Annotated in this window: 16 protein-coding genes; 4 read left to right on the top strand and 12 right to left on the bottom strand. The window is 65.2% G+C overall.

All coding sequences use genetic code 11. The features are described from left to right. Window positions 1-4: 4 nt before the first annotated feature. Genes HAHE_RS11420 through HAHE_RS11395 form a run of 6 tightly spaced genes read right to left on the bottom strand, consistent with a single transcriptional unit; the run spans window position 5 to window position 5,652 of the window. Window positions 5-1,000 (bottom strand): vWA domain-containing protein, encoded by a 996-nt coding sequence (locus tag HAHE_RS11420; RefSeq protein WP_338684544.1) that lies wholly within the window; start codon window positions 998-1,000, stop codon window positions 5-7. A 1-nt stretch (window position 1,001) separates the two neighbouring features. Then, window positions 1,002-1,919, bottom strand: a complete 918-nt coding sequence (locus HAHE_RS11415) for a VWA domain-containing protein (protein WP_338684542.1) — start codon at window positions 1,917-1,919, stop codon at window positions 1,002-1,004. Then, window positions 1,916-2,728 (bottom strand): hypothetical protein, encoded by an 813-nt coding sequence (locus HAHE_RS11410; RefSeq protein ID WP_338684540.1) that lies wholly within the window; start codon window positions 2,726-2,728, stop codon window positions 1,916-1,918. The genes HAHE_RS11415 and HAHE_RS11410 overlap by 4 nt, the downstream gene beginning before the upstream one ends. Continuing rightward, on the bottom strand, window positions 2,725-3,582 hold the full coding sequence (locus HAHE_RS11405) for a DUF58 domain-containing protein (RefSeq protein ID WP_338684538.1): 858 nt from the start codon (window positions 3,580-3,582) through the stop codon (window positions 2,725-2,727). Before HAHE_RS11405 ends, HAHE_RS11410 begins: the two co-directional genes overlap by 4 nt. 8 nt (window positions 3,583-3,590) lie before the next feature. Continuing rightward, on the bottom strand, window positions 3,591-4,562 hold the full coding sequence (locus HAHE_RS11400; RefSeq protein ID WP_338684536.1) for a MoxR family ATPase: 972 nt from the start codon (window positions 4,560-4,562) through the stop codon (window positions 3,591-3,593). Between the two features lie 40 nt (window positions 4,563-4,602). Further along, window positions 4,603-5,652, bottom strand: a complete 1,050-nt coding sequence (locus HAHE_RS11395) for a TlpA disulfide reductase family protein (protein WP_338684534.1) — start codon at window positions 5,650-5,652, stop codon at window positions 4,603-4,605. 226 nt (window positions 5,653-5,878) lie between these two features. Here HAHE_RS11395 and rsgA point away from each other — a divergent pair, with 226 nt between their 5' ends. From rsgA to HAHE_RS11380, 3 genes are all read left to right on the top strand, one after another. Beyond that, window positions 5,879-6,997 (top strand): ribosome small subunit-dependent GTPase A, encoded by a 1,119-nt coding sequence (rsgA, locus tag HAHE_RS11390; RefSeq protein ID WP_338684532.1) that lies wholly within the window; start codon window positions 5,879-5,881, stop codon window positions 6,995-6,997. 114 nt (window positions 6,998-7,111) lie between these two features. After that, complete coding sequence (locus tag HAHE_RS11385; RefSeq protein WP_338684530.1) at window positions 7,112-7,480, top strand: rhodanese-like domain-containing protein; 369 nt, start codon at window positions 7,112-7,114, stop codon at window positions 7,478-7,480. Window positions 7,481-7,544: 64 nt separating this feature from the next. Then, window positions 7,545-8,444: a hypothetical protein gene (locus HAHE_RS11380; RefSeq protein WP_338684528.1), complete on the top strand. Its 900-nt coding sequence runs from the start codon at window positions 7,545-7,547 to the stop codon at window positions 8,442-8,444. A 15-nt stretch (window positions 8,445-8,459) separates the two neighbouring features. Here HAHE_RS11380 and HAHE_RS11375 read toward each other — a convergent pair whose 3' ends face one another. The 4 genes from HAHE_RS11375 to HAHE_RS11360 all read right to left on the bottom strand — a co-directional run bounded on the left by HAHE_RS11375 (window position 8,460) and on the right by HAHE_RS11360 (window position 19,548). Continuing rightward, on the bottom strand, window positions 8,460-8,813 hold the full coding sequence (locus HAHE_RS11375) for a DUF5329 domain-containing protein (protein WP_338684526.1): 354 nt from the start codon (window positions 8,811-8,813) through the stop codon (window positions 8,460-8,462). A gap of 142 nt (window positions 8,814-8,955) precedes the next feature. Continuing rightward, window positions 8,956-11,364, bottom strand: a complete 2,409-nt coding sequence (locus HAHE_RS11370; RefSeq protein WP_338684524.1) for an ATP-binding protein — start codon at window positions 11,362-11,364, stop codon at window positions 8,956-8,958. 145 nt (window positions 11,365-11,509) lie between these two features. Next, the gene (gene pbpC / locus HAHE_RS11365) at window positions 11,510-13,747 is read right to left on the bottom strand and encodes a penicillin-binding protein 1C (RefSeq protein ID WP_338684522.1); all 2,238 of its coding nucleotides are present in this window, start codon (window positions 13,745-13,747) and stop codon (window positions 11,510-11,512) included. A gap of 17 nt (window positions 13,748-13,764) precedes the next feature. Further along, complete coding sequence (locus tag HAHE_RS11360; protein ID WP_338684520.1) at window positions 13,765-19,548, bottom strand: alpha-2-macroglobulin family protein; 5,784 nt, start codon at window positions 19,546-19,548, stop codon at window positions 13,765-13,767. Window positions 19,549-19,695: 147 nt separating this feature from the next. Here HAHE_RS11360 and HAHE_RS11355 point away from each other — a divergent pair, with 147 nt between their 5' ends. Then, entirely contained in the window at window positions 19,696-23,475 is a 3,780-nt protein-coding gene (locus HAHE_RS11355) for a hypothetical protein (protein WP_338684518.1), read from the top strand. A 6-nt stretch (window positions 23,476-23,481) separates the two neighbouring features. Here HAHE_RS11355 and HAHE_RS11350 read toward each other — a convergent pair whose 3' ends face one another. Both HAHE_RS11350 and HAHE_RS11345 read right to left on the bottom strand, forming a co-directional pair. Further along, complete coding sequence (locus tag HAHE_RS11350) at window positions 23,482-25,377, bottom strand: M48 family metalloprotease (RefSeq protein WP_338684516.1); 1,896 nt, start codon at window positions 25,375-25,377, stop codon at window positions 23,482-23,484. A gap of 233 nt (window positions 25,378-25,610) precedes the next feature. Beyond that, the gene (locus tag HAHE_RS11345) at window positions 25,611-26,027 is read right to left on the bottom strand and encodes a hypothetical protein (RefSeq protein WP_338684515.1); all 417 of its coding nucleotides are present in this window, start codon (window positions 26,025-26,027) and stop codon (window positions 25,611-25,613) included. Window positions 26,028-26,121 lie beyond the last annotated feature (94 nt).

The following is a 26,121-nucleotide window of genomic DNA, read 5'->3' as shown; positions in this document are numbered from 1 at the left end:
CGGATCATGAGGTTGGGACGGCGGCAGCGGGACGATAGCGCCACGGACTGCCAAAGGCATCGAGTAGCAATGGAATCAGGCAAAGGGTAGCAGTGGAAAGCGAAAGCAGCAGCAAGGCCAGCATCCGCCGGTCGGTGCGCCAGATCGAGCCGGTCGGATTCTCGGCCGTCAGCGACTCAAGCGCCTCGCGCGGCAGCGGCCGGTAGTTGCAGTCGTAGTAGCGGCCGCCGAGACGCCGCGCGAGCTGGCCGAGGTTCGAGGTATCCTGCCGCGACTGGTGACCGTCGATGAATGCCCCGCGCGCCGGATCGCCGACGCCGACCACAACCACCTGGTCGACCGAGGACGGCAACGGCTGGAGACCGGACGGCGGCAGGCTGTCGCCATCGGAAAGGACCAACAGCGTCGCCGACTTGCGCGGCAGGTCCTTGATCAGGGTCCCCGCCTTGTTGACCGATGCGAGAATGTCGGTCCTGCCCGGCTTGTAGGTGATGTGGAAAGGCGTGCCGGAAGCGAGGTGAAGCAGCAGTTCGCGGTCACGGCATTGCTCCACCAGCATGCGGGCCTCGGTGTAGAAGGCGATGGCGGTCAGGCGGACGTGGTCGTCGGGCACCTGGTCGAGTACCGACTTCAGCACCTCGGCCGCGCGCGCGTTGCGGGTCATGTCACCCGCCTCGCCGGCATCGTCGAGCAGCATCGAGGGCGACACGTCGAGCAGCACCACCAGATGCCGGTCGACATTGTTTCCGGTGCGGCGCTCGCGGGTCCGGTTGTCGAAGGAAACGAGCGTCACGAGTGACCACGCCGCGGCGGCTATGGCCACGACCCGCAGGATCGGCATCGGCCGGGTCCAATGCCGCGGCCGGCCGGAGGGGCCGAAAGCGAGCGGGGCGATGCGGCGGACCCGTCGCGCGTGGAGCCACTCGCCCAGCGCGGCCACCGCCGCCGTGATGGCTGCGGCCGCAAGCGCGAGCGAGGGGATGTCTTCAGGTTCCCACATCCTACCAAGGCGTATAACGGAGTCCGAGAAGGGTGATCGAATAAAGCAACAGCGCGGAGACGCCGGCGATCGCGAAGGGTTCGTGGTAGTCGACCCACTCGGCGGTGGACGGCTTGAAGTTCGCCTTCTGCATCCGGTCGATCTCGCGGAAGATCTCGTCGAGCGCTCCCGGGTCACCCGCTACGAAAGTCCGGCCGCCGGTCGTCGCCGAGACCGTGTCGAGCCCGGCAGCACCAGTACCGTCGCCGATCAGGATCCCGAAGACCCGGATGTCGTCCTTGGCGAGCTCCTCCGCCACGGCACGGTCGCCTCCATTGGAAAAGTCGCCGCTTTGGCCATCGCTGATCAGCACCACCGCCCGGTCCCCTTCTCCGATCCGAACGAGCTGGTCGCGGCAGCCGCGCAGCGCGTTGCCGATCAGCGTGCCGCCCATCCAGCCCGGCATGTTGTCCGGGCGGACGTAGTTCATCGCATTCGAAACGGCCGAAAGCTCGGCGGTCGGCGGCACCCAGTGGATGTATTCCGAACCGAACACGGTGAGCCCGAACGCGTCGCCCTTGCGAAACTCGCAGAAGCTCCGGGCGGCCTCGACAGCCGCCTCGAATCGCGTGCCGCCGGAACCGAAGGGCACTCCCATCGAGCCGGAGACGTCGATGCAGATCAGGATGTTGTTGAGCACCCGTTCATCGCTCGGCGGAGCGGGCCGACGCGGACCCGCGAGCATCAGCACCGCGACGGCGAGAATGACGGCCGGCAAGGTCCCCGCGAGGTGGATCATGAACCGCGGAACCCGACCTTCGCCCTGCGCTCCGTGGTCGAAGGGCAAGGCCACGGCGTGGCCGCGGCGCACCCATTGCCAGAATCCCCAGCCCAGAGGCAGGGCCAGCAGCCAGAGGAACTCGGGGTGATGAAAACTCATGCCCGCACCTCCTCTCCAACCGGAGTTCGGTAGGGCGCCAGCAGATCGTCGACGCGTTCCGGAGAAACGCCGCCCGGACGATGCAGCCAGCCCTCGAGCGCGCGGATCAGCTCTCCCGCCTCGGGATGCTTGCGCAGCTCGGCCAGCTCACTCGCCATCCGTTGCTCGGGAAGCTTCAACCGGTCCCGCCAGTAGGCGCTCAGCAGACGTTCGAGCTCGGCCTGCTCGCGGCTGTCGAGCTCGCCACCGGCGGCCGCCTCGACATAGGGACGCAGTCGCTCGGCGAAGGTCGGCGGCGGCGGTTCCTGCACCGCTTCATCCGCCGCACGACGCCGACGCCCAAACCATGCCAGCGCGATCCATCCCAGCACCCAGACAACACCCAGTCCGATCAACAGCGTGCGGTAGCCGCCGAACCACGGAAACGTCGACGGCACATGAGGCGTCAACGAGCCGTCGTGATCGGCCGGCAGGATCGTCTTCACCGTCACGGTCCGGTCGCCCAGCTCCTCCGCGGGAGTTCCGTCCGCCCGCATCAGGAAGTCCGCCAGGCGGTACTCGCCGGGCTCGAATCCGATGAAGTGGAAGCGATACGAATAGCCGTCCTCCACCGGTGAAACTTCGCCGAGCCGCACGATCAGCGGCGTGCGGTCGTCGAGCGGTCGCGGAATGTAGTCGTCGCGTTCGAGAACCACGCGCGTTCCTTCCTCGATACCGATCGCATTCGGATCCGATACGTCATCGGGAGCGTCGGGAGCCGCGGCGACGGGCAGAACCATCGCGATGAGCATGGAGAGGGCCGCTTTCATCGTCGCCTCGCCGTTCCGGCACGGTTCTTCATGAAATGCCGCAGGCTCGGCAGGACCTGTTCATCGGTCGGCAAGTGCAGATAGGAAATCCCGGCCCGCGCCAGCATCGTGCCATCGCCACGATCGACAAAGCGGCTGTGCCCGTGGGCAACGAACGAGCGGCCGGTTTCGGCTTCGACTCCGCGGAAGAAGCCCGCCTTCAGGGTCCCCTGCTCAGCCGGGTCTTCGAGATGGATCACAAGGCAATCGTGGTCCTGCGCCATGCGTTTGATCGCCGGCACCGCGTCGGGGTCGTGGAGGTCGCTGATCACGACAAACAAACAGCGCTGCTCGACCCGTGGGATCAGCTCACGAACCCGCCGACCGAGCGTCGTTTCACCACCGGCCCGCTCGTGGCGGAGCTGGTGCAGCCACTGCATGATCGATCCGCGGGACAGCGACGGCGTGTGGTGCATTCCGGCGCCGCCCACTCCCATCAAGCCGACCGGATTCATGTGCTCGACCGCCGCCAGCGCCAGCCCGCCGGCGATGCGAACCGCCCACGCGTACTTGCCCGGCGCGCACGAGCCGACCCGCATCGAGGCGGAGGTGTCGACCAGCAAATACACCGGCATCTGCCGCGGGGCCTCGTATTCCTTCACATGGTAGCGACCGGTCCGGCCGGTCACCTTCCAGTCCATGAACTTCACCGGGTCGCCATTCTGATAAAGCCGCGACTGCACGTACTCGATTCCCGCTCCAAGGAACGGCGAGCTTTCCTGACCATACGCAAGCGCGTCGGCGAGCCTCCGGACAACGATCTCGAACTGCCGCGCGTCGAGCGGATCGTCAGGAAGTGGCGCGTGGTCGGACATCGTGCCGATCAACCCAGCTGGTGGAGGATTTCCTCAAGCACCTCTTCCGGCTTCCGTCCCTCCGCGAGTGCCTCGTAGCTGAGGCGGACACGGTGCAGGACGATGTCCTCGGCGAGTTCGAAAAGGTCTTCGGGCGTCACGTAATCGCGCTCCATGACAAAGGCCCTAGCGCGTGCCGCCTGCACCAGCGCCAGCCCGGCACGTGGCGAACAGCCGAGCTCCATCGCCGGGTGCTCGCGGGTCAGCCGGACGAGCTCGACGCAGTGCTTCATGAACACATCGCTGACGTGAACCTTCTGCACCGTTTCCATCGCCGCGATCAGGTCGGGCAGCGTGCATACCGGCTCGTTGGAAATCATGTCGAAGGCGGTCTTCGGAACCGCACCGCCATCGACGTGTTTGAGACCCATGCCGAGCTGGCGGCGGAGTACGGTTTCCTCCTGATCCGGCGTCGGGTAGTCGATCCGGTGGCAGATCATGAAACGGTCGAGCTGCGCCTCGGGAAGCTCGAACGTTCCCGCCTGCTCGACCGGGTTCTGCGTCGCGATCACGAGGAAAGGCGTCGGCAGCGCGTGGCTCTCGTTGCCAATCGTCACCTTGCGTTCCTGCATCGCCTCGAGCAGCGCGCTCTGCACCTTCGGTGCGGCGCGGTTGATCTCGTCGGCCAGCAGCAGGTTGGTGAAAACCGGACCCTTATGGGTGCGGAAATTGCCGGTCGACTGGTCGAGCAGCTCCGAGCCGAGGATATCGGACGGCAGCATGTCGATGGTGAACTGGACGCGGCCGAACTTCAGGTCGACCGCCTTGGCGACCGTGTTGACGAGCAGCGTTTTGGCCGTGCCGGGCACACCGAGCAGCAGCAGGTGGCCGCCGGTCAAGAGGGCAATCATCATGCGTTCGACGACGACGTCCTGACCGACGACGACTTCGCCGACGCGTTCGCGCACGGCGGTGACAAAGTGGGGTTGCGTAGCAATCATGGAGTGAAGGGTGAAAAGGGGGCGGAGCCGTTCAAGGGGCTCAGGGCTGGCGGCCGTCTTCGTAGGCCTGCAGCACTTCCCGCGCCGCCGCGGCCTGCGAGGCATCGGCACACTCGACCGCCTGCTTCTGCAGGCTCACGGCGCGCTCGCGGTCGTTCTGACGGAAGGCCACGCTTGCGAGCACTTCGAGAGCACCGGATTTCTGCGGACCGTCGCCGGACGAGAGCGGCTGCGCCAGGCCGGTGGCAGCATCAAGCATCGACGGCGTGGCGGCGGTGGCAGCGGCGAGGCGCTTCGCCACCCCGAGCACAACCTCCGGTTTGGCGGAGAAGTCTTCCGCAAGGATCCCCGCCAAGGCGACCGCGTCGGCGTGCTGCTTGCGGGCGATCATCAGATCGAGCTCCATCAGCCCGCCGATGTGGCGGAAACCGTCAGCAAGTTCCTCGTGCAGTTCGGCGATCACCGGCGCTGCCTCTTCAGGTTTACCTGCCGCCAGCAATTCCGTCGCCTTCGCTTCGAGCGCCTTCGCCTTCTCGCTCGGAGCGGCCGCCACCGGGGCTTCCTTCGGAGCGGGCGCGGTGCCCTCCTCGGCAAGCAGCTTCTTGATGAACGACTCCTCCAGCCGCATCGGGTGGCCGATGTAGGCGACCTTCCCCTTCTTGTTGACCACGAAGGCGCAGGGAATTCCGCTCTGGCCCGCGGCCTTCAGCCAGGTCTTCGACATCGTGCCCGCGGCATCATCGACCGCCACGCGGTAGGTCATCTTCGAGCCCATCTTGCGGACGAAGCCGGTGACCGTCGCCTCGTCCTCGCCAAGATTCTGGCCGACCACCACCAGTCCGTCGCCGGAGTGCTTCTTCGACAGGTCATTGACGTGGGGAATCGCGGCGATGCACGGCCCGCACCACGTCGCCCAGAACTCGACGATGTAGACCTTGTCGCCTTCCAGCTCACCGACCGGCTCACCCTGCGCCCACTTTCCCGGCGCGATTTTCGGAGCGCGATCGCCGACCTTGAGAGCCGCCGAGGCCGTCGCTCCGGAAAGAGCCACCCAAACACCCAACGCGGCGGAAAGAAATCGATGAGTCATAAGTCCGCAGCATCTCGCCAGAAATCTGAGCGGTTGAAAGATCAAAGTGGGAGCGAATCCGTTTCGGCAAGGAGTGGCGCCCTCCGGGCGCCATGGGTGGGCGCGGCGGTCTCCTGACCGCGCTGCCGAACCGGCGGCTGGAAGCCGCCACCCCTAGATATGGCGCTTGGAAAGCGCCACTCCTCGGGTCGACACGGCCGCGCGGGCCGCGTATGGTCCGCGCCGGATGACCCTCGCCGATCTCGGGTGGAACGACGAACTCGCACAGGCTTTCGAGCCGCATGCGAAGCAAGGTCGCGTCCCCGCCCGGCTGAACCGCGAGACGCCGATCAACTACGGAGCGTTCGTCTTCGATAACGACGGCCAGCTCGAGGACATCGACGTGGTGCTCTCGGGCAAGGTCTGGCACGACGCCCCGACCGATGCCGAACTGCCCGCGGTCGGCGACTGGGTGGCGGTCGAACTCGGAGGCGAAAACGAGGACCACGTCATCCGTGCCCGCCTGCCCCGCAGCTCGTGCTTTTCCCGCAAGGTGCCGGGCAAGAGCGTCGAGGAGCAGGTCATCGGGACGAACGTCGATGTGATCGCGGTCGTCACCGACCCCGGCCCCGACCACAACCCGCGCCGGATGGAGCGTTACTTCGCCCTGATCGGCCGAAGCGGTGCGAAGCCGGTGGTGCTGGTCAACAAGTCGGATGCATTTCCCGAGGATCAATGCAACGAGGCGGTCGCCGAGCTTCAGGCGCTCAGCCCCGAGGCCGAAATTCATCTCACCAGTGCGCTCGAGGGCAGCGGCCTTGAGATTCTGAAGCGTCACCTTTCGCCCGGATCGACAATGTGCATCGTCGGATCGAGCGGCGTCGGCAAGTCGACCTTGGTCAACCAGCTGATGGGCGAGGAGTGGCAGTGGACCAGCGAGGTGAACGAGGTGACCGGCAAGGGCCGCCACACGACCACCTCCCGCGAGCTCGTCCTGCTGCCGGGCGGTGGCATGTTGATCGACAACCCGGGCATGCGGGAGATCCAGATGTGGACCGACGAGCAGACGCTCCGCGAGAGCTTTGCCGACGTCGAGGCGGTCGCTGCCGAGTGCAAGTTCCACGACTGCAAGCACGGCACCGACAAGGGCTGCGCGATCCGCGCCGCGGTCGAGGCCGGTGAACTTGAGATCGAGCGGTTGGAGAGTTTCCTCCGGCTCGACGAGGAGATCGAGGACCTCCAGCGCCGCGCCAAGAAACGCCAGATCACCACCGAGCGTCGCGCCAAACGCAACCACCGGGTCAAGGCCCGCAACCTCGAGGACCGGATCGAATACGAACGCGAGCAACGCGGCGAGTGGCGGTAGTCCCGTGGTGCGCGGACTTCAGTCCGCCCCGGAACCCCGGATGTGACGAAGATGCGGACTGAAGTCCGCGCACCACGAATTGACAGCCGTTCCACCCGAGGCAGGGTAGCCATCATGAAAAAGCTCATCCTTCCCCTCCTCGCCGTCTTCTCCCTCACCGCCTGTGCCGCCGACAAGGTCGAGCCGGCCAAGGCCGAGGAACTGATCGCCAAGAAAGCCCAGCTTCTCGACGTCCGGACCCAAGAAGAATGGGACGAAGGGCATCTCGAAGGGGCGACCCGGGTCGAGATCGGCAGCGACGACTTCGCCGCCAAGGTGGCCGAGAAGTTCGACAAGTCGAAGCCGCTGGTCGTCTACTGCCGCAGCGGAGGTCGCAGCGCCCGGGCCGCGAAGCAACTCGAAGAGCTTGGTTTCGAAACGGTCTACGATCTCAAGGGCGGCATCACCGCTTGGAAGGACGCTGACAAAAAGGTGGTCAAATAAACACCGCTTTGGCCGTCTTCGATCTTGATTGATTAAGATTCCCGAAGTATCTCCGGGGCCGCTCATGGCTCCACCCCGGAAGCAGCTCCGACTCGGTTCGAAAACCGGAGGCAATCGCCGCCGGACACGACCCGGCTTCACGGAGTCGATCAAGCTCGCCAGCGCCCGGGCCAAGGTCTGCGCCAACCGACCGGCGAACCGTCGCCACCACAAGTGGGTGCACGCCTCAATCGCCGGCGCGGTCCCAGCCGAAGAGTCGCCACACATCGCCCTGCGGATGTTCCGCTGGCTGCTGGCGATCCTGCTGATCCCGCTGGCGGGCGTCACCAGCTGGACCTTCTTCAACCTGTTCTCAAGCGCCGCGCTGGACCGGAGCTTCTGGGCATCGAGCCCGTTCTGGTACTTCGCCACCGGTGCCTTGCTGATGGTCGGCTGGTTCGCCTCCGGCCTGCTCTGGAATTTCTTCCTCTACCTCTACGTCCTCGGCCACGAACTGACCCACATCCTGTTCATCCGGCTGTGCCGGGGCACGGTCAGCGACTGGGGCGTCAGCGTCGACGGCGGCTATGTCACCACCGACAAGTCGAACATCCTGATCGCGCTCGCCCCCTACTTCGTTCCGCTGTGGGCGGCGCTGATCGTCGGGATCTACGCTTGTGTCGGGATCTTCGTCGATCTGTCGCCGGCCGCGATGAAGTCGCTCTACGGGCTGCTCGGCTTTTTCTGGACCTTCCACCTGCTGTGGACGCTGTGGATGATCCCCCGCGACCAGCCGGACCTCCGCGACAACGGCACCTTCCTGTCGCTAATGATCATCTACGTCGCCAACCTGCTGATCCTGATCTGCCTGACCTGCCTTGCCTCCCCCGACATGAGCTTCCAAGGCTACGCGCGAGAGTGGGTCGTCAACGCCATGGCCACCGCCGACGCGACGGAGAAGCTGGTGCTGCGAGCGATGCGCTAGCGCGACGTTACCCGATCACCCGGCGGCACCGATCTTCTTGAGCTCGCCGTGGAGGTAGGGTCCCGACTCCTTCTCCGATCCGTCGGAAAAGCGGATCTTGTAGGGTTTGCCGGTGATCGACGACTTGGTCGCGCAGCCGTCGATGAAGTCCTCCGCGGTCTTCACCCTCTCCCCCGCCCGGCCGAGTTTTTTGCGCAGATGACCGGCCGCTTCCTTCGCGCTGTGCTCCGAGCCGTTGCGGATGAAGGTCGCTCCTTCGAGTGAGGCGACCTTCTTCAGAAGTGCGTCGATCCGCGCATCCTCCTTCGCCTCGCGGGCGAACAGCGAGGCGGTCATGGCGAAGAGCAGGAGGAAGATGCGGCGGGTCATGAAATGAACCTACCGAGCCGCTCGCTCCTCGCAAGGGTAGGGTCGGACGCCCTCGGCCGACCGCCGAGGGAGCTGCCTAAACGGTTCTTAACCAAGCCTCGAGCGCGACCGACCGCGGACGAGCGAGGGCGCTCGTCCCTACCTACCACGCCTTTCCCCCTTGCTCGTCGTAGGGCAGCCAAAGCAGAGCGACCTCATCGACCTCCACGTTCGCCCGGGTCGGCTTGAGGACCTCGGTCTCGAGCTCGAGCGACTGCGGGTCGAACTCCTCGGAAAGTTTGCGAACGTCCTCCTCCAACTCAGCCTTCATCTCGGCGATGTCCTCCTCAATCCCCTCGACCTTCGCTTCGGCCGCCGCCACATCGCGGTGCTGCTGGTAGGCCCGCGACGACCGCCTCACCGCCGTCGAAGCGCTGCGCCGCCGGCCGCCCAGCAACCCACCGAGCAGGCTACCCAGCACGCTCATCCCGGCATCGATCTTGGCCGAGTCCGCCTGGCCCTTCTCCCGCTCGAGCGTCCGCTCGGCGCTCTCCTTGCGGTTCTCCAGCGTCTTCAGCTTCGACTCGACCTTGTCGCGCAGTTTCTCGACCGCCTCGTCGCGCGCCTCGCGGGCCGCGTGGCCGAGCCGACCGCGGAATGCCTCCTCGCTCTCGCCCAATCCGGCAAAGGCATCGAGCGCCGGACACGAGAGGATCTCGGCCCTCTCGTTGCGATAAAGCCACTCGTCGTAGTCTTTTTCGACCTGCTTGTAGTTGTCCGCGTTCATCGCATACCCCGGCAGTTCGGCGAATCCCGCGCCTTCGGCCGGTTGTTCGGCCCACTCCGCCGTCTTCACCTCGACCTCGTGATCCCAGTCGATCGCGTCGGGTTTCATCGGGTTGACCTTCATCACCGTGCGCGAGCCCTCGACCTTCGCCTTGGCCAACGCGAAGTGAACCGTCCCGGCGCGCAGCAGGTGCGGACGGTAAACGATCCCTTCCCCCGATCCGGCCAGCGGAACGAAGTGTTCGGTCACACCGGAACCCAACGCCGGCCTCGGCGCGGCGGCCGGAGCGGAAGACGACGGCATCGCCATCGGATTCGAAGGTTTCTCGCCTACGGCATCCTTCGTATTTCCAGCGAAGGCGTCACGCTTCGGGTCCATCAGCTTCTTGATCGACGTGCGGGTCAACGGACCGGCGAGGTAGCTCATCACCCAGCGCACGTGGAAAAGCACCGGCGCGTCCTCGTGGACGTTGTTCATCAGGAACACCCGGCTGCCGAGGCCGGAGAGCAGCTTCTCCATCTCGGACCGGTTGAAACCCGCATCCTGCGAAGCGGCCGCGCCCTCTAGACCGTCGAGCACCCGCAGCTTGTCGCGCTCGGTCTGCAGCCGTCCGAGGAACCACGAGCCGATGTTCGACAGCGCCTTGTAGTCGAGGTCGACCGGGTTTTGCGTGGCAAACAGGCATCCGAGACCGAAGGCACGCGCCTGCTTGAGCATCGTCATCATCGGCTTCTTGCTCGGCGGATTGGCGGTCGGCGGCAGGTAACCGTAGATCTCGTCCATGTAGAGCAGGGCCCGCAGCGAGGTCGTGCCGTTCTGCGCGCGCATCCAGCCGAGCATCTGGTTGAGCAGCAGGCTGACGAAGAACATCCGCTCGCTGTCGGAGAGGTGGGCGATCGAGAAGATCGAGATCCGCGGCTTGCCCTGCGGCGTGTGGAGCATCTTGGCGATGTCGAGCGGCGGACCCTCGAGCCAGGTGGCGAAGCCCGGGGAAGCCAGCAGGTTGTTGAAGCGCAGCGCGAGGTCCTGGCGTTTCTTCGACGGCAGGAAGCTCTCGACATCGATCACGCCGACCTTGTCGAAAGGCGGCTGCTGGATGTGTCGGATCAGGCTCTCGAGGGAAAGGTCGCGGCCACCGCGCCACTCGTTCGCGAAGATGTTCGCGAGCAGGATCGCTTCGGGAGACTGGATCGGATCGGCATCGACTCCGACCAGCGACAGAAGCGACGAGACGGTCGACTCGATCCGCTCGCCGAGCAGCTCACCGTCGTCGATGACTTCGAATGGCGGCGCCTCGAGTGAAGAGAGGATCGAGACCGGGATGCCGGCATTCGAACCCGGGGTGAAGATGTTGACATCGACCCGCTCCTGAAGCGTCGCGATCCGCTCGGGCGACTGCCCCCACTCCGCGAGGCCGTTCTTCCACATCGCGGCCGTCTTCGCAGCGTAATCGTCGGGAGAAACGCCCTTCTTCGAAGCGTCGTCCTCGTTGATCCATGGCCGGAAGTCTTCGGCAGCAAGATTGGGAAACGTCAGCATCAGGTTGGCGATGTCGCCCTTCGGATCGATGACGATCGCCGGCACGTGATCCATCGCCGCTTCCTCAAGCAAGGCCATGCACAGGCCCGTCTTGCCCGAACCCGTCATCCCCAGCACCACTCCGTGGGTCACGAGATCCTTCGAGTCGTAGAGGAGCAGATCGCCATCGGGCTTGCCGGCCTCCGCATCATACTCGCGGCCGAGGTAGAACGATCCGAGGTTCTCGTAGGATTCCGGAGAAATCATGATCGAATGCTGGAGAGTCCGGGCGCGGGCCGGAAGAAAATTTGGCTGCTAGAAAGGCCTCCTGAAGGAGGAACTACAAACTCCGCAAGCGCGCCACTGGGGTTTGTAGTTCCCCCTTCAGGGGGCCGCGGAGCCCCGGTCCACTTCACCGCTGCTCGACCTCGATCGCGATCTCCGTCGTTTCCCCACTCCGGGGGTCGGTGGCGACAAGCACGTGACGCCCGGGCCGCAGTGCCGCCACCGGCTCGGGGGTCCCGGGCTGGAGATCGAGTGTGTCGCAGCGCCAGCTCACGAGCCCGGGCAGATTCGTCGCCAGGTGAAGCCGCCCACCGTTCGGCAGTTCGGGATCGAGGACGTAAGTAACGCCATCCCGCGGCGCGAGCACTCGCAGCGGTGACTCCGCCGGCATCGCGGGCATCGGCGCGAACTCGGAGCGGCGGCGGTTCTCATCCGACGCCAACCATTCGCCGTACGACGCATCGAGGAACAGGCGCCCACGCTCGTCGTAGTCCTCCGGTCCGGCGGGTGGCGGTTCGGCGTCCGATCGCGCCCACTCGATCACCGAACGGGCCGCCTTCCGCCCGACCTGCCGACCGCTGCGTGGATCGATGCGGACCTTCACCAGCCCGTCCGGCCGTTCCAACCAAGACGGTGCCACGTCGCGATGCAGCCGCCGCATGGTCCTCTGGAAGACCGGCCCAGCGCCGGCCACGCCGGAAAGCCCTTTCATCGGCGAGTTATCGAAATTCCCGGCCCACACGCCGACGGTGAACTCGCCGGTGAATCCGAGGCACCAGTTGTCCCGGTAGTCGGTCGAGGTCCCGGTCTTCGCCGCACACGGAAACGGCAGTTCGAGCGGGCCACGACGTCCGAAGGCCGGTGCCCGCGCCGCCGGATCGGCGAGAATGTCGGCAATCAGGAAAGCCGAGGCCTTGTCGAACATGCGCTTCGTTTCCGGCGGATCGGAGCGCGGGAACAAGCTCGGCGCGAAGCTTTCCCCACCCCGCGCCAGAGCGGCGTAGGCATTGGTCAGCTCGATCAATCGCACCGGAGCATTGCCGATCGTCAGGCCGAGACCGAGATCGCTGGAGTCCTCGCCAAGGGTGGTCAGGCCCAACTCGTCGAGCAGACGATACAGCGGCTCCGGCCCGCCGAGCCGGTTCAACTCGCGCATCGCCGGGACATTCAGCGAGCAGGCGAGCGCCTCACGAATGGTGACGGGGCCCCGGTAGGCACGGTCGTAGTTCTGGGGCGTGTCGAGCCCCTCGATCGTCCGGAAACGGGTCGGGATGTCCGCCACGATCGAGCCGGGCGAACGCCCGTTCTCGAATGCGAGCAGGTAGGTGAACGGCTTGAGTGCCGAGCCCGGCGATCGCGGCGACATCGCGCCGTTGATGCGGCCGCCCCTCGGGTCATCCCAGTCACCGGAGGAAACGAGCGCCAGGATCTCACCGGTCGGATTGTGAATCACGACCACCGCCATGTGCCGCAGGTTCGAGTCGCGCAAGGGAGCGAGTTCCTCCGTCACGATCGCCTCGACGTCCCGCTGCAGTTCGCCATCAAGCGTCGTGCGGGTCTCCGAAGCGACCATCTCGGGCAGCCATGGCGCGATCCGCTCTTCCTCAAGCGGCCGAAGCCGGACCGGTTCGTCGCGCGCTGCCGAAATACGGCTTTCATCGTAATCGAAGGCCGCCGCAAGACGGTCGAGCACGACATTCCTCCGTCCGAGAGCCCGCTCGGGATGCTCGGTGGGATCCAGGCGCGACGGTGCCTGCGGCAGGCCCGCCAGCAACGCGCACTCGCCGAGCGAAAGCTGGTCGAGCGGCTTCTGGAAGTAGAAGCGGGCCGCTTCGGCCGGACCGATCCGCAGGTTTCCGTAGTCGAGCCGGTTCAGGTAGGCTTCGAGGATTTTGTCCTTCGACCATCGCATCTCGAGGTGCCTCGCCGCCATCGCCTCCTCGATCTTCGCGCACAGGTTCCGTTCACGGGTCGGCCCGGACAACTTCACGAGCTGCTGGGTGATGGTCGATGCCCCGGAAACCGCGTGCCCGGTGGTCATCCAGTCCTTCGCCGCCCGGGCCGTCGCCAGCAGGTCGATGCCTCCGTGCGAATGGAAGCGCTTGTCCTCCGCCGCCAGCGTGCAGGCGATCAGGTCATCGGGGACTTCCTTGAGAGAAACCGGAGCCCGGCGGGTGAAGTCGGGCAGCGTCAGGTGATGCAGCGCCTCGCCGTGACGGTCGAGCAGCACCGGCGACGCCTCGCTTTCAGCCAGCGACTCCGGCAAGGGGGCCAGCCACGGCACGCCGAACCAGCCGACCAAGCCCGCCACCCCGAGGGCGGCGGGAACGATCAAGCGCTTGCGGCGGTGGAGGGGCTTCTTCACGACAGTCGCGCCTTCACTCACTTCACCTCGAAGGACCGGCTGGCCGACAACGCGGTCTGGTCGGGGTCATACATGGCCTCGACCTTCGCCGGCGGTGCGAAGCTCTCGCCCTCGATCGTGCAGCGCGCGAGGTAGCTGAGCGTCTGCGTGCCGCGACGGTAAACGCGGTCGAGGAAGAACATCACCCGGTCGTCCCGGATCTCGTTGTGCGAGACCGTCCAGCTCTCCTCGCTCGTGCCGCCGGCATTCATGTTCGCTGCCTGCGACTCGAAGGTGTTGTTGATCGCTTCGAAATTGCCCGGCAAGCGATCCTCGACGACCAGATAGCGGGAATCATCGCCCGGCAAGGTGACCCGCAGATCAACCCGGATCAGGTCGCCGATCTTCGGTGAGTCGAGCGGTTCGGTGGTTCCGTCGGGATGCACCCGTTGGTAGAAGCGGGTCACCTCGAGCCCGTTGACCGCCACCGGCTGCAGCGGTGCGATTTTCGGTTTCGACTCAAGCTTCAGACGGATGAATGCCGGGCCGTCGGAAGTCACCGCGAGCTTCAGGCCGGGGTGGAGCGGAAGGCTGCGCGACGATGCCAAATCGGTGGCATCGAGGGTCATGACATCGGGCCGGTTGCCGTCGTTCAGGACGAGTTCGGTCGGGCCGAGATCCTTCTCGGTTTCCGCATACGCCGCGAGCGCGAGGATCGACCATGAGTTGCACCACGTCGTGCGCCAGTGGCCGTAGGGATTGCGGTCCCTCAGCAGCCGGTCGAGCGCGGTCACCGCCTGTTCCGAACCGGGATCGAGCACGCTCCAGACGAGCAGCTTGTAGGCGTGATCCGGTTGCCACCGCATCCACCGCGCGCCGGTTCCCTTGCCGGAAAGCGGAGCCTCCATGATCTTGCGGGCGGCATCGTTGTTTCCGGCCGCAATCTCGGCCAGCGCAAGGAAGCAGCGGGCCCGCCCGTCCAAGTCATCCAAGCGGTCGCGGAGCTTGTTGACGTAGGCTTCCTGAGGCTTATCGGCTAGGGCGAGGATCCAGAGATCACGCGCGATCGTCTCCAGTTCCCACGACGAAGTCTCTTCATCCAGCTCCCGGAGCTGCCGGATCAGGTAATTACCCAGTCGATCGATCGCGCCGGGAGGCACGCTGCCCTCCTCGGACGCCAGCACCAGTCCGAGTCCGGCGTAGCTGCTCGCCCAGCGGGCCGAATCCCCGGCGCCGCTCCAGTAGCCGAAGCCGCCGTCGCTGTTCTGCATCGAGAGCAACCGGTCGATACCGCCCTGGATGGCTTCCTCCACCTCCTCGGGCGTGTGCTTCGCCATTGAAGGAGAAACCGGGCGCAATTTATCGACCGCCAGCCACGGAATCAGCGAGGAGGTGGTCTGCTCGATGCATCCGTACGGGTATCGCAGTAGATAATCGATCGCTCCCCCGGCCTCGAGCAGCAGCGAGCGGGACATCTCGACCTCGAGGTGGCCGCGACCTTCGAGCAAGGCCGGATCGAAGTCGCCCAGGAGGTCGAGCGGGTCGGACTGGCGGTCGAGGCGGATCAGACGCGTCTGGCGCATCAGCGGGACCGGATATTCGACCTGGAAGACCGACTCCACCGAGTCCGCATGACGACGACGCATCGCCGGTGTCGGCTCGGCGCCCGACAGCGAGACCGGTTCTGCCCGCCAGTTCATCACCGCTTCACCGGTGTTCCGGAAGTCGACCCGGAACGACACGCTCTGCGACTTGCCGGGCGCCAGCGTGACCATCGCGCTCTCCTCGACTCCTTCGGCGAAGGCCGCCACCGGATCCGAGGCGGGAGGATTCGGAACCAGCGTCACCTTCCAAACACCCTCGACGTCGGAGGCGTTCTGGACCAGTGCCCGCATTTCGAGGGAGTCACCCTCACTCGCGAAGCGCGGCACCTGCGGCTCGAGCATCAGCGGTTTGTTCACCTTGAAGGCCGACTCGGCGTGGCCGAACCGCGCCTCTCCGTGATGCGCCACCGCGATCAGACGGTAGCGGGTCAGCGTGTCCGGGAGCTTCGCGGTCACCGTGAAGCGGCCTTCGGCATCGGTCATCACCGCCGGCTGCCAGAACGCGCACGGGTTGAAGTCATTTCTCGGCGACTCGAGCGCCTCGCTCGCGTAGCCATCGCCGCCGCCGATAAAGAGTCCCTTGTTGAAGAAGCTTTGCTCGTCCGGCGCCTCGGGGATGAAATTGCCGAGCGACGTTCCGCATTCCACCCGGAGGAATCGCGGATCGTAGAAAAACGCCATCGGATCGGGCGTCTCGTAGCCAACCACCGCCAGCGTGCCTTCGTCTTCGGCATAAACCGTGACCTCGGCATTCGCGGCGGGTTTGCCGTCGGCGAGCAGCACCTGCCCGGCGAGCTTCATCTCGCTGCCCGGGAGCAACTGGACCAGTTCGCCATCGACCGACTCGGCGGCATGCTCGCCATCGACCCGCTCCATTTCGACCGCCAGCCGGTCGCGCAGGTTCTCGACCTTCAATCCGCAGTAACCGAGCCGGAGCTGCGGCTCCTTGAACTTCCTCAGGCTGTCCTGTGCGCCCTTGATCACGAGCACCGAAACGTAGCAGTTTGGCGCGTCATCATCCTCGAGCGGAACCTCGACGACCGGGTTCGCCGGATCGAGTTCGGTCAGGAACGACCGCGTGACATTCTCGCGTTCCACCGTGACCAGCGCGGTGCCCTTGATCGGCGACAGCACCAGCACCCGCGCGGTGTCGCCGGGACGATACATCTTCTTCTCCGATACCAGCTTGATCCGCATGTTGTCCTCGTAGGCCCAGGGATACTCGTTGGTGCCGTAAACATGGACGGTCATCGCGGTCGCGAACGGCCGTCCCTCCGGATCCGTGCCGCGGAGCTCGATCGTGTGGCGGCCGGACTTCTCCGGCGCGAAGAGGAATTCGGTTCCCTTTCCTCCCGCCAGTTGCAGCGTCGAAGTGGAAAGCTCCTCCTGCCGCTTGTCGTTGCGAACCGATCCCCGGCCGTCGGGCAGCACCATCTTCACCTGCTCGTTGACCTCGCGGGAAAGCTTCACCGCGATTTCCAGATCGCCTTCGAAGGTGTTGCCTTGGGTATCGACCGCAAGCACGTCGAGCGGCAACCGGTCGCCGGCCCGGACGAGCCGGTCGAGCCTGCGGACACCGACATACACCGAGGCCGGATGCACGCGTGCCGAACTCGTCTTGGTCAGCGTCTGTCGATTGGCATCGGTGACTTCGGTTTGCACGCTCACATCGCGCAGCATCGGGAACTCGGCCTCGGGAATCGGCGTGGTCACGCGCACCGTTCCGTCCTCTCCGAGTTCCATCTCGCGCGACTCGGTCTCCGAGCGGCGACGGCCGTAGTCGTCCTCCCAACGGTAGCCGAAGTAGTGATACCAGTAGTGGAAATCCTGCTGCCGATGATCGCCGAAGAGGTGGTCACGGAAGCGGTCCGGGTAGAAGTTGCGGTCCGTCACTTGCGTCCACACACCGACCTCGCCCTTCGCCAGCGGCTGGCCGTGGTAGTACTTCGCGGTGAGATCCACTGAGACCTCGCTGGCCCCGGGTGCCGCCTTCTCGACCTCATGGCTGATCTCGAACGCATTGCGCCGGAACTCCTCGACCCGCAGACCCAGCGTGAAGCGGGCGCTCTCGACGGCGTGGCTGCGATCGACCCAGTTCTCGATCTCCCCCGCCTTCTTCAGTTCGTCCGTCCAGACCACCGCCACTTGGTGAAAGCCGGTCGTTTCGGGCGGCAGCCGGAACGAATGGTCGAACGATCCCGTTTCCGAAATCTCGATATCTTCTCCGACGATCTCGGTCCCGGTCGGGTTCGTCACCGTGAACCGCACCGTGCCGGCGTCCCGCTTCTCGATCGCGTTGCCGTTCTGCGTGCGGACGATGCCTTTCACATGCACCTCCTCGCCCGGGCGATACAGCGAGCGGTCGGAGAACATCAGAAGGCGCCGGCTTTCCATCGGCAGCGTCTGCCACGAGTAGCGCACCGGGAACCTCCACATGCCGACGGTCGGCATCGCCGCGTCGAATGGCGCGGAGAACTGGTCCTTGCCGAGGTTCGCGCGCAGGTGGCGGGCCTTGTCGTCGCGCGGCAGCAGGGCGAGCCCGTTGGCATCGGTTGCCACCTCACCGAGCCTCTCGGCATCCTCTCCGAAGATATCGATTTCCACCCCTTCGAGCGGCTTGCCGGTCAGACAGGAGAAGACGAACACCTTCGCCTCCTCGCCGGTGATCTTCCAAGCCATGCCGAGGTCGGTGAGTTGCACCAGCGACTGCACCGCGCGCGAGCGCCCGGAGCGGACCCCCGCCTTCGGCGTGCCGGTGATCTCAAGAAACAGCGCCGCGGGATCCGTGGTCGCCGGGGTTTGCGGTTCCTCCGGCGGCGCTCCGAACGTGTAAGGCTTCGGATCGCCCGCCAGCACCTTGTCCCAGTCAAGGTGCAGCTCCCGCGAGGTATCGATCCCGTTCTCCAGTTCGATCTCGAAGTCGGAGATCGTTTTTCCGACCATCAGCTCGTAGGGCATCAGCCGCTGGGGCCGCAGCGGCTCACCATCCGCTCCGCGCCCGGTGTAGTAGCGGTATCCCTGCTGGGCGCGGATCAGCTGCGAGCCGTTGAGCTGCTTCACCCTGACGCGCAGCGTGTCGACATTCACCGTCGAGACCCGGTAATGGCGCGACCCCGAAGCGAGCTGGCTCTCGTCCTCGCTGGCCAGGCCGATCGCCGGCTCAAGGTGTTTGAACTCCAGCTTCTTGACCGCGGCCGCGTCGATCTTCCGACCGTCGTAGGAGGCAATCTGGTCGCTGATGAAGACGGTCCAGCGGTCATGGGCGGAAAAGTCGCCATGGATTTCCACGTCGTCATCATCGGTCACGATCTTCATGTCCGGCACATCCGGCTCGACCCGCACCGCGCCCTCCGGAAGCTCGCCCGGAAGATTGAGGCTGAAGTCGATCACTATCCGGCGCGGTTCGTCGGCGATCGTTCTGGCGAAGGCGCCCTGCAGTTCGAACGGCTTGATGTCGCCAATCCTCCGGCTCGTGGCTGATGCCAATTTCCTCTCTCCCACCGGCAAGCCGTCACCGATCACTAGCTTCCATTCCTCGCCGACCGGCAGTGGCGAGGCCGGCTCGACGATCAGGCCACCGGCAATCTCGAACTCGGGCTTGAGCTCCGGTTCGTAGGGCGTCCCCGTCAGGACCGCCTCGTAGCGTTCGCGGAAAGTCGGCTGCACGTAGCCCGGTTGCTTGAGTTCGCCGAAAGTCGCCCGCCGCACCTTCGCCGTCACCTTGCGGTTCGTCTCATCGACGTAGTGGAAAAAGGCGGCCGCGCGATCCGGATCCACCATGTCGTTGAAGCAGAGATAGTAGGCGGCGGTCCGGGGCGACCATCCCGACTGGTAGCGGTGGAGCATCGTGCCGTAGTCGATCCCGGGTGACGGCGTCGACGCCTTGCCGAGCTTGCCGGTAGGAACCTCCGAGCCGTCGAGGTGGATGTGCTTCCCGACCAGGGTGAAGGTGTAGGACGTGCCGAGTTTCGGCGCCTCCGACGGCTCGAACTTCAGCACGTTGGCATCCTTCCAGACCGTCTTCCCGGCCCACGCGGGCTCGATGGCCAGCCACTTGGTGGCGGCTTCGTGGCCGACCCGGTCGGCAGGTGCGGCTTCGTGGTCGAGGATGATTTCAATTCCCGTTCCCGGACCGATCCGGTCCTCGGAAACGAAGAGCCGCGGAGCGGCGGCGAGCGGCCCGATCAGGGCGAGTGAGAGCAAGGCGAGCGTCTTCATGGCGAAACGGATCCAATCTAAGTAGATGCGACGCCGAAGGAAAGATATGTCGGTTTTTCTTTGGTGTTCGGGTCCGGATAGGGCGGTGAGACACCCCACGAACTTGACCCCGCGCCTTCTCACAGGGGAGAGTGCTCGCGAATTGTCGTGAAAAGCAGCTTCCCTCCCCTGCGCGCGACCGCCGGCATTTCCCGGTCGGTTGTGATCGTCGCCACCGGCACCCTCCTCGCCTCAGCTCCGCACGCGGCAGCCGAGGCATTTTGGAAATTCTGGCCGAACTACAGCAGCCCGTCCGGCAACTTCAACAATCCGGGCAACTGGACGAGCGGGCTTCCGGTGCAGGTCGACACCGTGAACATCGTCAGTGTGGGCACCGGTTATCTGGGCGGCAACGTGAACATCTACTACGCGCCGATCGCCAACGTGGACACCTTCGCGGAAATGGATCTGCGGCCCTACCTAAACAATACCATCAACTTCTTCTACCAGTGGCCGGGCGAGGATCTGACCATCAACCACTGGCTCAAGGTTCTGGAAGGGACCACTTTCCGCCACACCAACGGCCGCCTGACGGTCGGCGATCTCGAGGTGCGCGACGGCGCCTCTTACCAAGTCTACCTCAACAGCACGCCCGAGCTGTTTTTCGGTCAGGCCGAGATTTCCGAGAACAGCTCAATGACGATCTCGAACGGATCCGTCTCGGCGACCACCGCCGGCCACACGCTCGAGCTCCAGGCCACCGGTGGTGTGCCGATGCTGCAGCAAACCGGCGGCAGCCTCTCGCTCGGCCGGATCCTCCTCAACTACGAGCAGGGGGCGACTTTCAGCCTGACCGGTGGCACCCTGACCCTCGACGACACGCTCGGCGCGGGGATGCTGAAAATCGGCACGACCGACAACGAGCCGGGCACGCCGGCTGCCTCGACCGGCACCGCCAGTTTCACGCTCGGCGGCAATGCCGTCCTCGGCGGAGACGATGTGGAGGTGACGATCGGCGAGAATGACCGCCCCGGGTCGATGGCTCAGAGCGGCACCAGCAGCGCAGACCTCAGGCGGTTGTTCATCGGCCTCAACAGCGACGGCACCGCCTCCATGTCCGGTGGCACACTCGACATCGACACGATGCTCGCGGTCGGCGGCGACGGCCTCGGCGCACCCGGCAGCGGGATCTTCGACCAGAATGACGGCGCGGTGGTCGTGCGCACATCGGGCGGCCCTCCCGCACAACTGGTCGTCGGCGGCAGCGGCGGCGGCGTGCCGAACAGCCGCTACAGCTATCTCGGCGGCACCTTGGAAGCCGACACGTTGCGGGTGGAGAACGGTTCGCTGTTCGAACAGTTCAACAACCGTGTGGTGGATGCCGACCAGGTCTCGGTGAGCGGCGTCTACTTCTTCGACAGCGGCTCGATCAACACCGATGCCTTTGATGTCAACGCGGGAGGAGCGGTCACCCATCGCGGGAGCCTGACGCTCGCCGACAACGGCGACCCGCTTGACTTCGAGATGCGGATCGTCGGGGGAACGCACACCTACACCCTCGGCTCGCTGACCAACCACGGCGACCTCGCGATCCTCACGGGCGGTTCGTTTGTCCAGAACGGAGCGAACACGCACACCGTCGACGGCAATCTGGTGGTCGGTGCCACGGGCAACTACACGATGAACGGCATCCTTCTGGATGCGGGGTATCTGGAAACCGGCACCGGTTCGACCTTCATGCTGGAGAACGGAACCGTGATGACTCCGAGCGCCTTGCTCGAAGGCGGCGACTTCCACTTCGACGGCGGCAACCTCGACTGCCCGCTGGTCGAGGTCGATCTGGGCGTGCTGCACTTCGATGCCGACGGGACGCAGGACATCGACCGACTTGAGTTCTTCCCGAACTCCGTCAACCGGCTGACCGTGCCGGCCGGCCGGACCGTCCAACTCAACGGCGACCTCGTGCTCGGCCTCCAGGGTGGACTCGACATCGAAGCGAGTGGCTCACTGACCGTCGACAACCTCCAGGTCGGACCCGGATCGACCGTCGACGCCCAGGGCTGGGGTGACCTCGACCTTGCCAACGAACTGCTCGTCACCGGTGCCGGCAGCAACTTCGAACAACGAACCGGCCACACGATCGGGCAGGCGTTGACGGTCGAGGCGGACGGCAGCTACCGCCATCGCGACGGCACCACTTTGTTCCAAGGAACCCTGCTGGGTGCCGATGCCTACCTGTTCGCAGGAGGCGGCCAATGCACCACCGGCCCGCTCGAGCTGCGCGACGGGGCCGACATGGAAATCGGATCGACCAACTTCCAGTGCGGTCTTCTCAACGATCCGGCAGTCGTTGGCGCGCCCCCTTCGCTGACCCAGGTCGGAGGCTCGCTCACCGCCAGTGCCGTCAATCTCGGCAGCACGGAGGTCATTCTCGAAGGCGGCACCTTCGCCGTCACGGGCTCGGCCGTGTTCAACGGCAGTTCGAGTTTCACCAACGAGGCCGATGCCGACTTCGGCAGCCTCACACTCGGCGGCTCTTGCCAGTGGAATACCGTCGGCGGGTCCACCCTCGACGTGACCGGCAGCATGCAGGTCGCGCAGGACGGCGAGACGCTCAACCTCGGTGGCGGCACCATCGACGTCGGCTTTTTCGCCGTGCGCCAAACGCCGTCCGACCCCGGCGTGTCGGACCTATCCGGCAACGCTGACCTGCTGATCGGTTCGGACTTCGAGGTCGGTGAGTTCGGAGCCACGACAGGCACCGTCTGGCGCCAGTCGAGCTCCAGCCGCACCGACGTCACGGACCGAACCCTTATCGGCGTCAGCGGCCTGCTTGGACCCGGACAGGCCGACCGTTTCCTGCTTTTCGACAACTCCGCGCTCTACTCCGACGACCTGCTGGTCGGCGAGCAGGGCAACGGAACCATCGAGCAGAACGACACCAGCTCGGTGATCCTCGATGACGAGCTGCGCATCGGGGCGATCTTCGGCAAAGGCGACTACCTGATGGACGGCGGCAGCCTGAGCGGCGCGACCATGACGATCGGCGAAGTGAATGCGGAGTCGCGTTTCCGGCAGACCGGCGGCAGCGCGGTGTTCACCGGAGCCGTCACCAACTCCGGAACCTTTGAGAACCCAAGCGGCAGCTTCTCGGCGCTCTCGTTCGAGTGCACCGGCGATGCCCACGTCTCCGGCACCATCAACGCGCCGGTCACCAACCAGGGAGCGATGTGGATCGGCGACGAAGACACCGCGGCCAGCCTGATGGTCAACGGCACCTTCACCACCCTCCCCACCAAGCGTTTGGAAATCGACATTACCGCCCCCCCCGGCACCGGCAACAACCGCGACACGATCACCGCCACCGGCCACGCCGCCCTTGCCGGACGCATCGACCTCAAGCTGCCGCCCGCGCTGGCGGCGGGCGTCCAGATCGGCGACCGCTGGCGCATTCTCACCGCGGGTTCCCGAAGCGGTAGCTTCGCGACCAAGATCACCGACGCGCCCGGCTTCCCCGCCAACCGCCAGTTGTTCCTCGAATACGGACCGGCTTATCTCGACGTCGTTGTGCGGCCGGTCAGCCTGTCCTTCGAGACATGGATCAAGGACTGGGGGCTGGACCCGGCCGATTGGGATCCGGAGGACGACCCGAACGGCAATGGCTTTCCGAACATCATCGACTTCGCGCTCGGCATCAGCCCGGCGACCCTCGGACCCTCGCCGATCCAGTATTCCTTCGGTCCCGGCGGCTACTTCACAATGACGTTTCCCAAGCCCGACTACCTGCCGGAGGGAATCACCTATGCCGCCCGGTTCACGACCGGCCTCGATGGTGAGTGGACCGCCGCCGAGATCCTCGAGAACAGCGACACCACCTTCACGGCACAGATCCGAGTCCCCGGCCCACGGCCGGAAAAGGGATTCATCCAGCTGGTCGTCGAATACTGATCGGCCTCACTCAGGAACCGGATAAATCAGCGAGCCGGGTTGCTCCGCCACCCGCTTGCCCAACCACTTCTGGTCCTTGTGATTCACGAAGACGAGGAAGGTTCCCTCGATCGGGAGCGCTTCGACGACCCGGTTGACCAGCTCCTGGTCGGCGTTGCCGGACTTCAGCTTGAAAAACGACCCGGTAAGGTTGAGCGACACGGCATGCATCGGGACATTCTTCATGTGCTCGACTTCCTTGCCGGCCACATGGACCTCGGCGATGGATTCCTCGCCTTCGAAGATCTTCGCACAACGGCGGATCATGTCGGGTGAAAGCGAGTGGGGCTTCAGGGTGTCGGACTTGTTCACGCCCTGGCGCTCGCGCTCGGCGATCTCGTAGAACTCGTCGAGGTTGTCCGCGCGGCGCGTGATTTCCTTCAGCTCCTCGACATTGCCGGTGCGGGTGTAGTGCCCGTGCAGCAGACCGAGCACCTCCATGCCAAGCCCACGGTCCTCCTGCATGACCTCCTCAAGCAGGGACACCCCGTCCGCATTGCCTTGGGTGAGAAGATGCCGACCCTTCACGAACCGGGCGCCAACATGCTGCGGATCCATCCCGAGCACGCGCTCGATCCACGGCATCGCCGCGCCGTCGTCCTCGATGTCCATCATGGCGGCCGCCCACTTCCAAGCATCCTCGGCGGTCTCGACCTCCTCCTCCGGGCCGAGCTCCGAGCGGATCTTCCGCACCTCGTCGTGACGGGCCTTCCAAGGGATCGCCATTCCGGTCTGCCAGTCTTTGCTGAGGGACTCCATCAGGTCCTTTTCGCGGCCGCCAAGAAGCTCCGCCGCCGCGGTTTTGCCGACAGGCGGAAGATCCTTGTAGACCCCTTGCCCGATTTCCGGAGGAACCGCATCCAGCGATCGCAGCCGGTCCAACAACGCCGGGTGGGTGTCGGAATGATCGGTCGGGCGCAGGTAGGCGTGCTCGAGCCACTCGCTCGACTGGTCCGCCGGGATCTCCTCCGAGGAACGGGTGGCGAGAAACTGGAACACCTCGCCCGGCGCGGCCGACTCGTGGTTCACCCGGCGGAAGACATCGGGCCATACCGATTCCTCCAGCCAACGGCCGCGCAGTTCGATCCTCTGCAGGGCCCGGCCCATCGCCTCGGTGCCCGCGAACTCGGCGCCCAGCGCATCCGCCCGGTACTCCTGCAGACGGGAAAGCACGAAGGCGTGGGCATTGAAGCGCGGCCAGAACCAGGAGACGAAAGGCCTGAGCGCGAACGATCCGCGGCCGCCGCTCTCCGCGACATTGCTGATCATCTGTTCCCAACTCCGGCGGATCCGGTAGAGCCACGAGCCGGAGCTGCCGTCGCGGTTCGAAAGGTGGGCGAACTCGTGCGCGAGCACCGCCTTGAACTCGTCGGTTCCGAGCGTCTGGAGCAGTGGCAACCCCAGCAGCAAATAGCTGCGGTAGAAGCCGAAGATTCCGAGGCGCGGCACCTGCACGACGGCCGCGTTGAAGTCGCCATTGACCAGCACCGAGTTGAATTTCACCGGAGCCACCTGCTCGCGAAGCTGGTCGAGAAGGGCGAAAAGCTCCGGAGCGTCCTGCTTCTTCAAAGGGATCCCATCCGGCGGAGACATCTTCACCCACAGCCCCTTCACGATCGAGAGGAACAGGGCTCCGAAGACCACCCCGATGATCAGACCCAGCTTGATCGTCGCGTAGTTGGGTTTGAAGATCACCAAGGCCACCAACCCGGCGAGGACCGTCACCGAGACGATCAGCACGAGCGCCAGGTAGCCATAGCTGAACCAGACGTAAAACAGCGCCTTGCGAAGCAACGGCACGGGGCGTCCTTCGTAGCGGCGTTCGATCTTTGTGACGAGTTCGTTGTATTGCTGCCGATTCATCCGGATGACATCCGCTACGGGACGCACGGCCTCTAACACGCATGTCTCACAAAGGGAAGCATGTGGCGAAAAGGCAACTTCCCGGAGTCGAGATCAACCCGGATGGAGCGGCATCGGGCCGGAGTGGACCGCGAGCTTCAGCTCGCCCCGGAACCCGGGCTGCCGGCATGACGGGGCGAGCTGAAGCTCGCGGTCCATGCCTTGGATCATGGCAGTTCCCCCAAAAGGCCGGTCTACCGAACCCGGTGAATCTGATGCCGCATCAACACGGTCACCCAAAATGCCACTAGCGAAAATGAAAGGCCCGCCACGAGGTTCCATTTGAGCACCCACGCCCACACGAAGCAAAGATGGGCGAGGCAGAGGAAAACCAACGCGCGAACCCTCCACACCGGAGCGGCGGCCAGCATGAAAGTGACGATCATCCCCACCCAAGCGAGCCATCCGGGAATTGAAAGCCACGGACTGAATCGAAGTGCCCTGACGACCAGCGGGTTGGCATCCGTGGCAGCCTGAAGGTCGCCCTGCCAATACGCAGCCGGCTGCCCGAGGAGGGTCGCGATCACGTCCGCCAACGCCAGCACGGACGGAAGCACCGCCCGCCGCACCGCTTCACGAAGTCGTGCGGCATTGATACGATCCTCGAGCATGCGCGTTCCCAGGTATCAACTTCCAAAAATCGGCGTTCTGCGCCCGTCCTCCCGTCCGGATCCCAAAACCCATTTCGCGGCCTTTCGCGAGTTT

The organism is Haloferula helveola (genome assembly GCF_037076345.1).
Lineage (GTDB): Bacteria > Verrucomicrobiota > Verrucomicrobiia > Verrucomicrobiales > Akkermansiaceae > Haloferula > Haloferula helveola.
This window is presented reverse-complemented; position numbering and strand designations above follow the sequence as displayed.

Coding starts and splice junctions, on each gene's coding strand:
- HAHE_RS11420 (WP_338684544.1), bottom strand. CDS start 1,000: ATGTGGGAACCTGAAGACATCCCCTCGCTCGCGCTTGCGGCCGCAGCC.
- HAHE_RS11415 (WP_338684542.1), bottom strand. CDS start 1,919: ATGAGTTTTCATCACCCCGAGTTCCTCTGGCTGCTGGCCCTGCCTCTG.
- HAHE_RS11410 (WP_338684540.1), bottom strand. CDS start 2,728: ATGAAAGCGGCCCTCTCCATGCTCATCGCGATGGTTCTGCCCGTCGCC.
- HAHE_RS11405 (WP_338684538.1), bottom strand. CDS start 3,582: ATGTCCGACCACGCGCCACTTCCTGACGATCCGCTCGACGCGCGGCAG.
- HAHE_RS11400 (WP_338684536.1), bottom strand. CDS start 4,562: ATGATTGCTACGCAACCCCACTTTGTCACCGCCGTGCGCGAACGCGTC.
- HAHE_RS11395 (WP_338684534.1), bottom strand. CDS start 5,652: ATGACTCATCGATTTCTTTCCGCCGCGTTGGGTGTTTGGGTGGCTCTT.
- rsgA (WP_338684532.1), top strand. CDS start 5,879: ATGACCCTCGCCGATCTCGGGTGGAACGACGAACTCGCACAGGCTTTC.
- HAHE_RS11385 (WP_338684530.1), top strand. CDS start 7,112: ATGAAAAAGCTCATCCTTCCCCTCCTCGCCGTCTTCTCCCTCACCGCC.
- HAHE_RS11380 (WP_338684528.1), top strand. CDS start 7,545: ATGGCTCCACCCCGGAAGCAGCTCCGACTCGGTTCGAAAACCGGAGGC.
- HAHE_RS11375 (WP_338684526.1), bottom strand. CDS start 8,813: ATGACCCGCCGCATCTTCCTCCTGCTCTTCGCCATGACCGCCTCGCTG.
- HAHE_RS11370 (WP_338684524.1), bottom strand. CDS start 11,364: ATGATTTCTCCGGAATCCTACGAGAACCTCGGATCGTTCTACCTCGGC.
- HAHE_RS11360 (WP_338684520.1), bottom strand. CDS start 19,548: ATGAAGACGCTCGCCTTGCTCTCACTCGCCCTGATCGGGCCGCTCGCC.
- HAHE_RS11350 (WP_338684516.1), bottom strand. CDS start 25,377: ATGAATCGGCAGCAATACAACGAACTCGTCACAAAGATCGAACGCCGC.
- HAHE_RS11345 (WP_338684515.1), bottom strand. CDS start 26,027: ATGCTCGAGGATCGTATCAATGCCGCACGACTTCGTGAAGCGGTGCGG.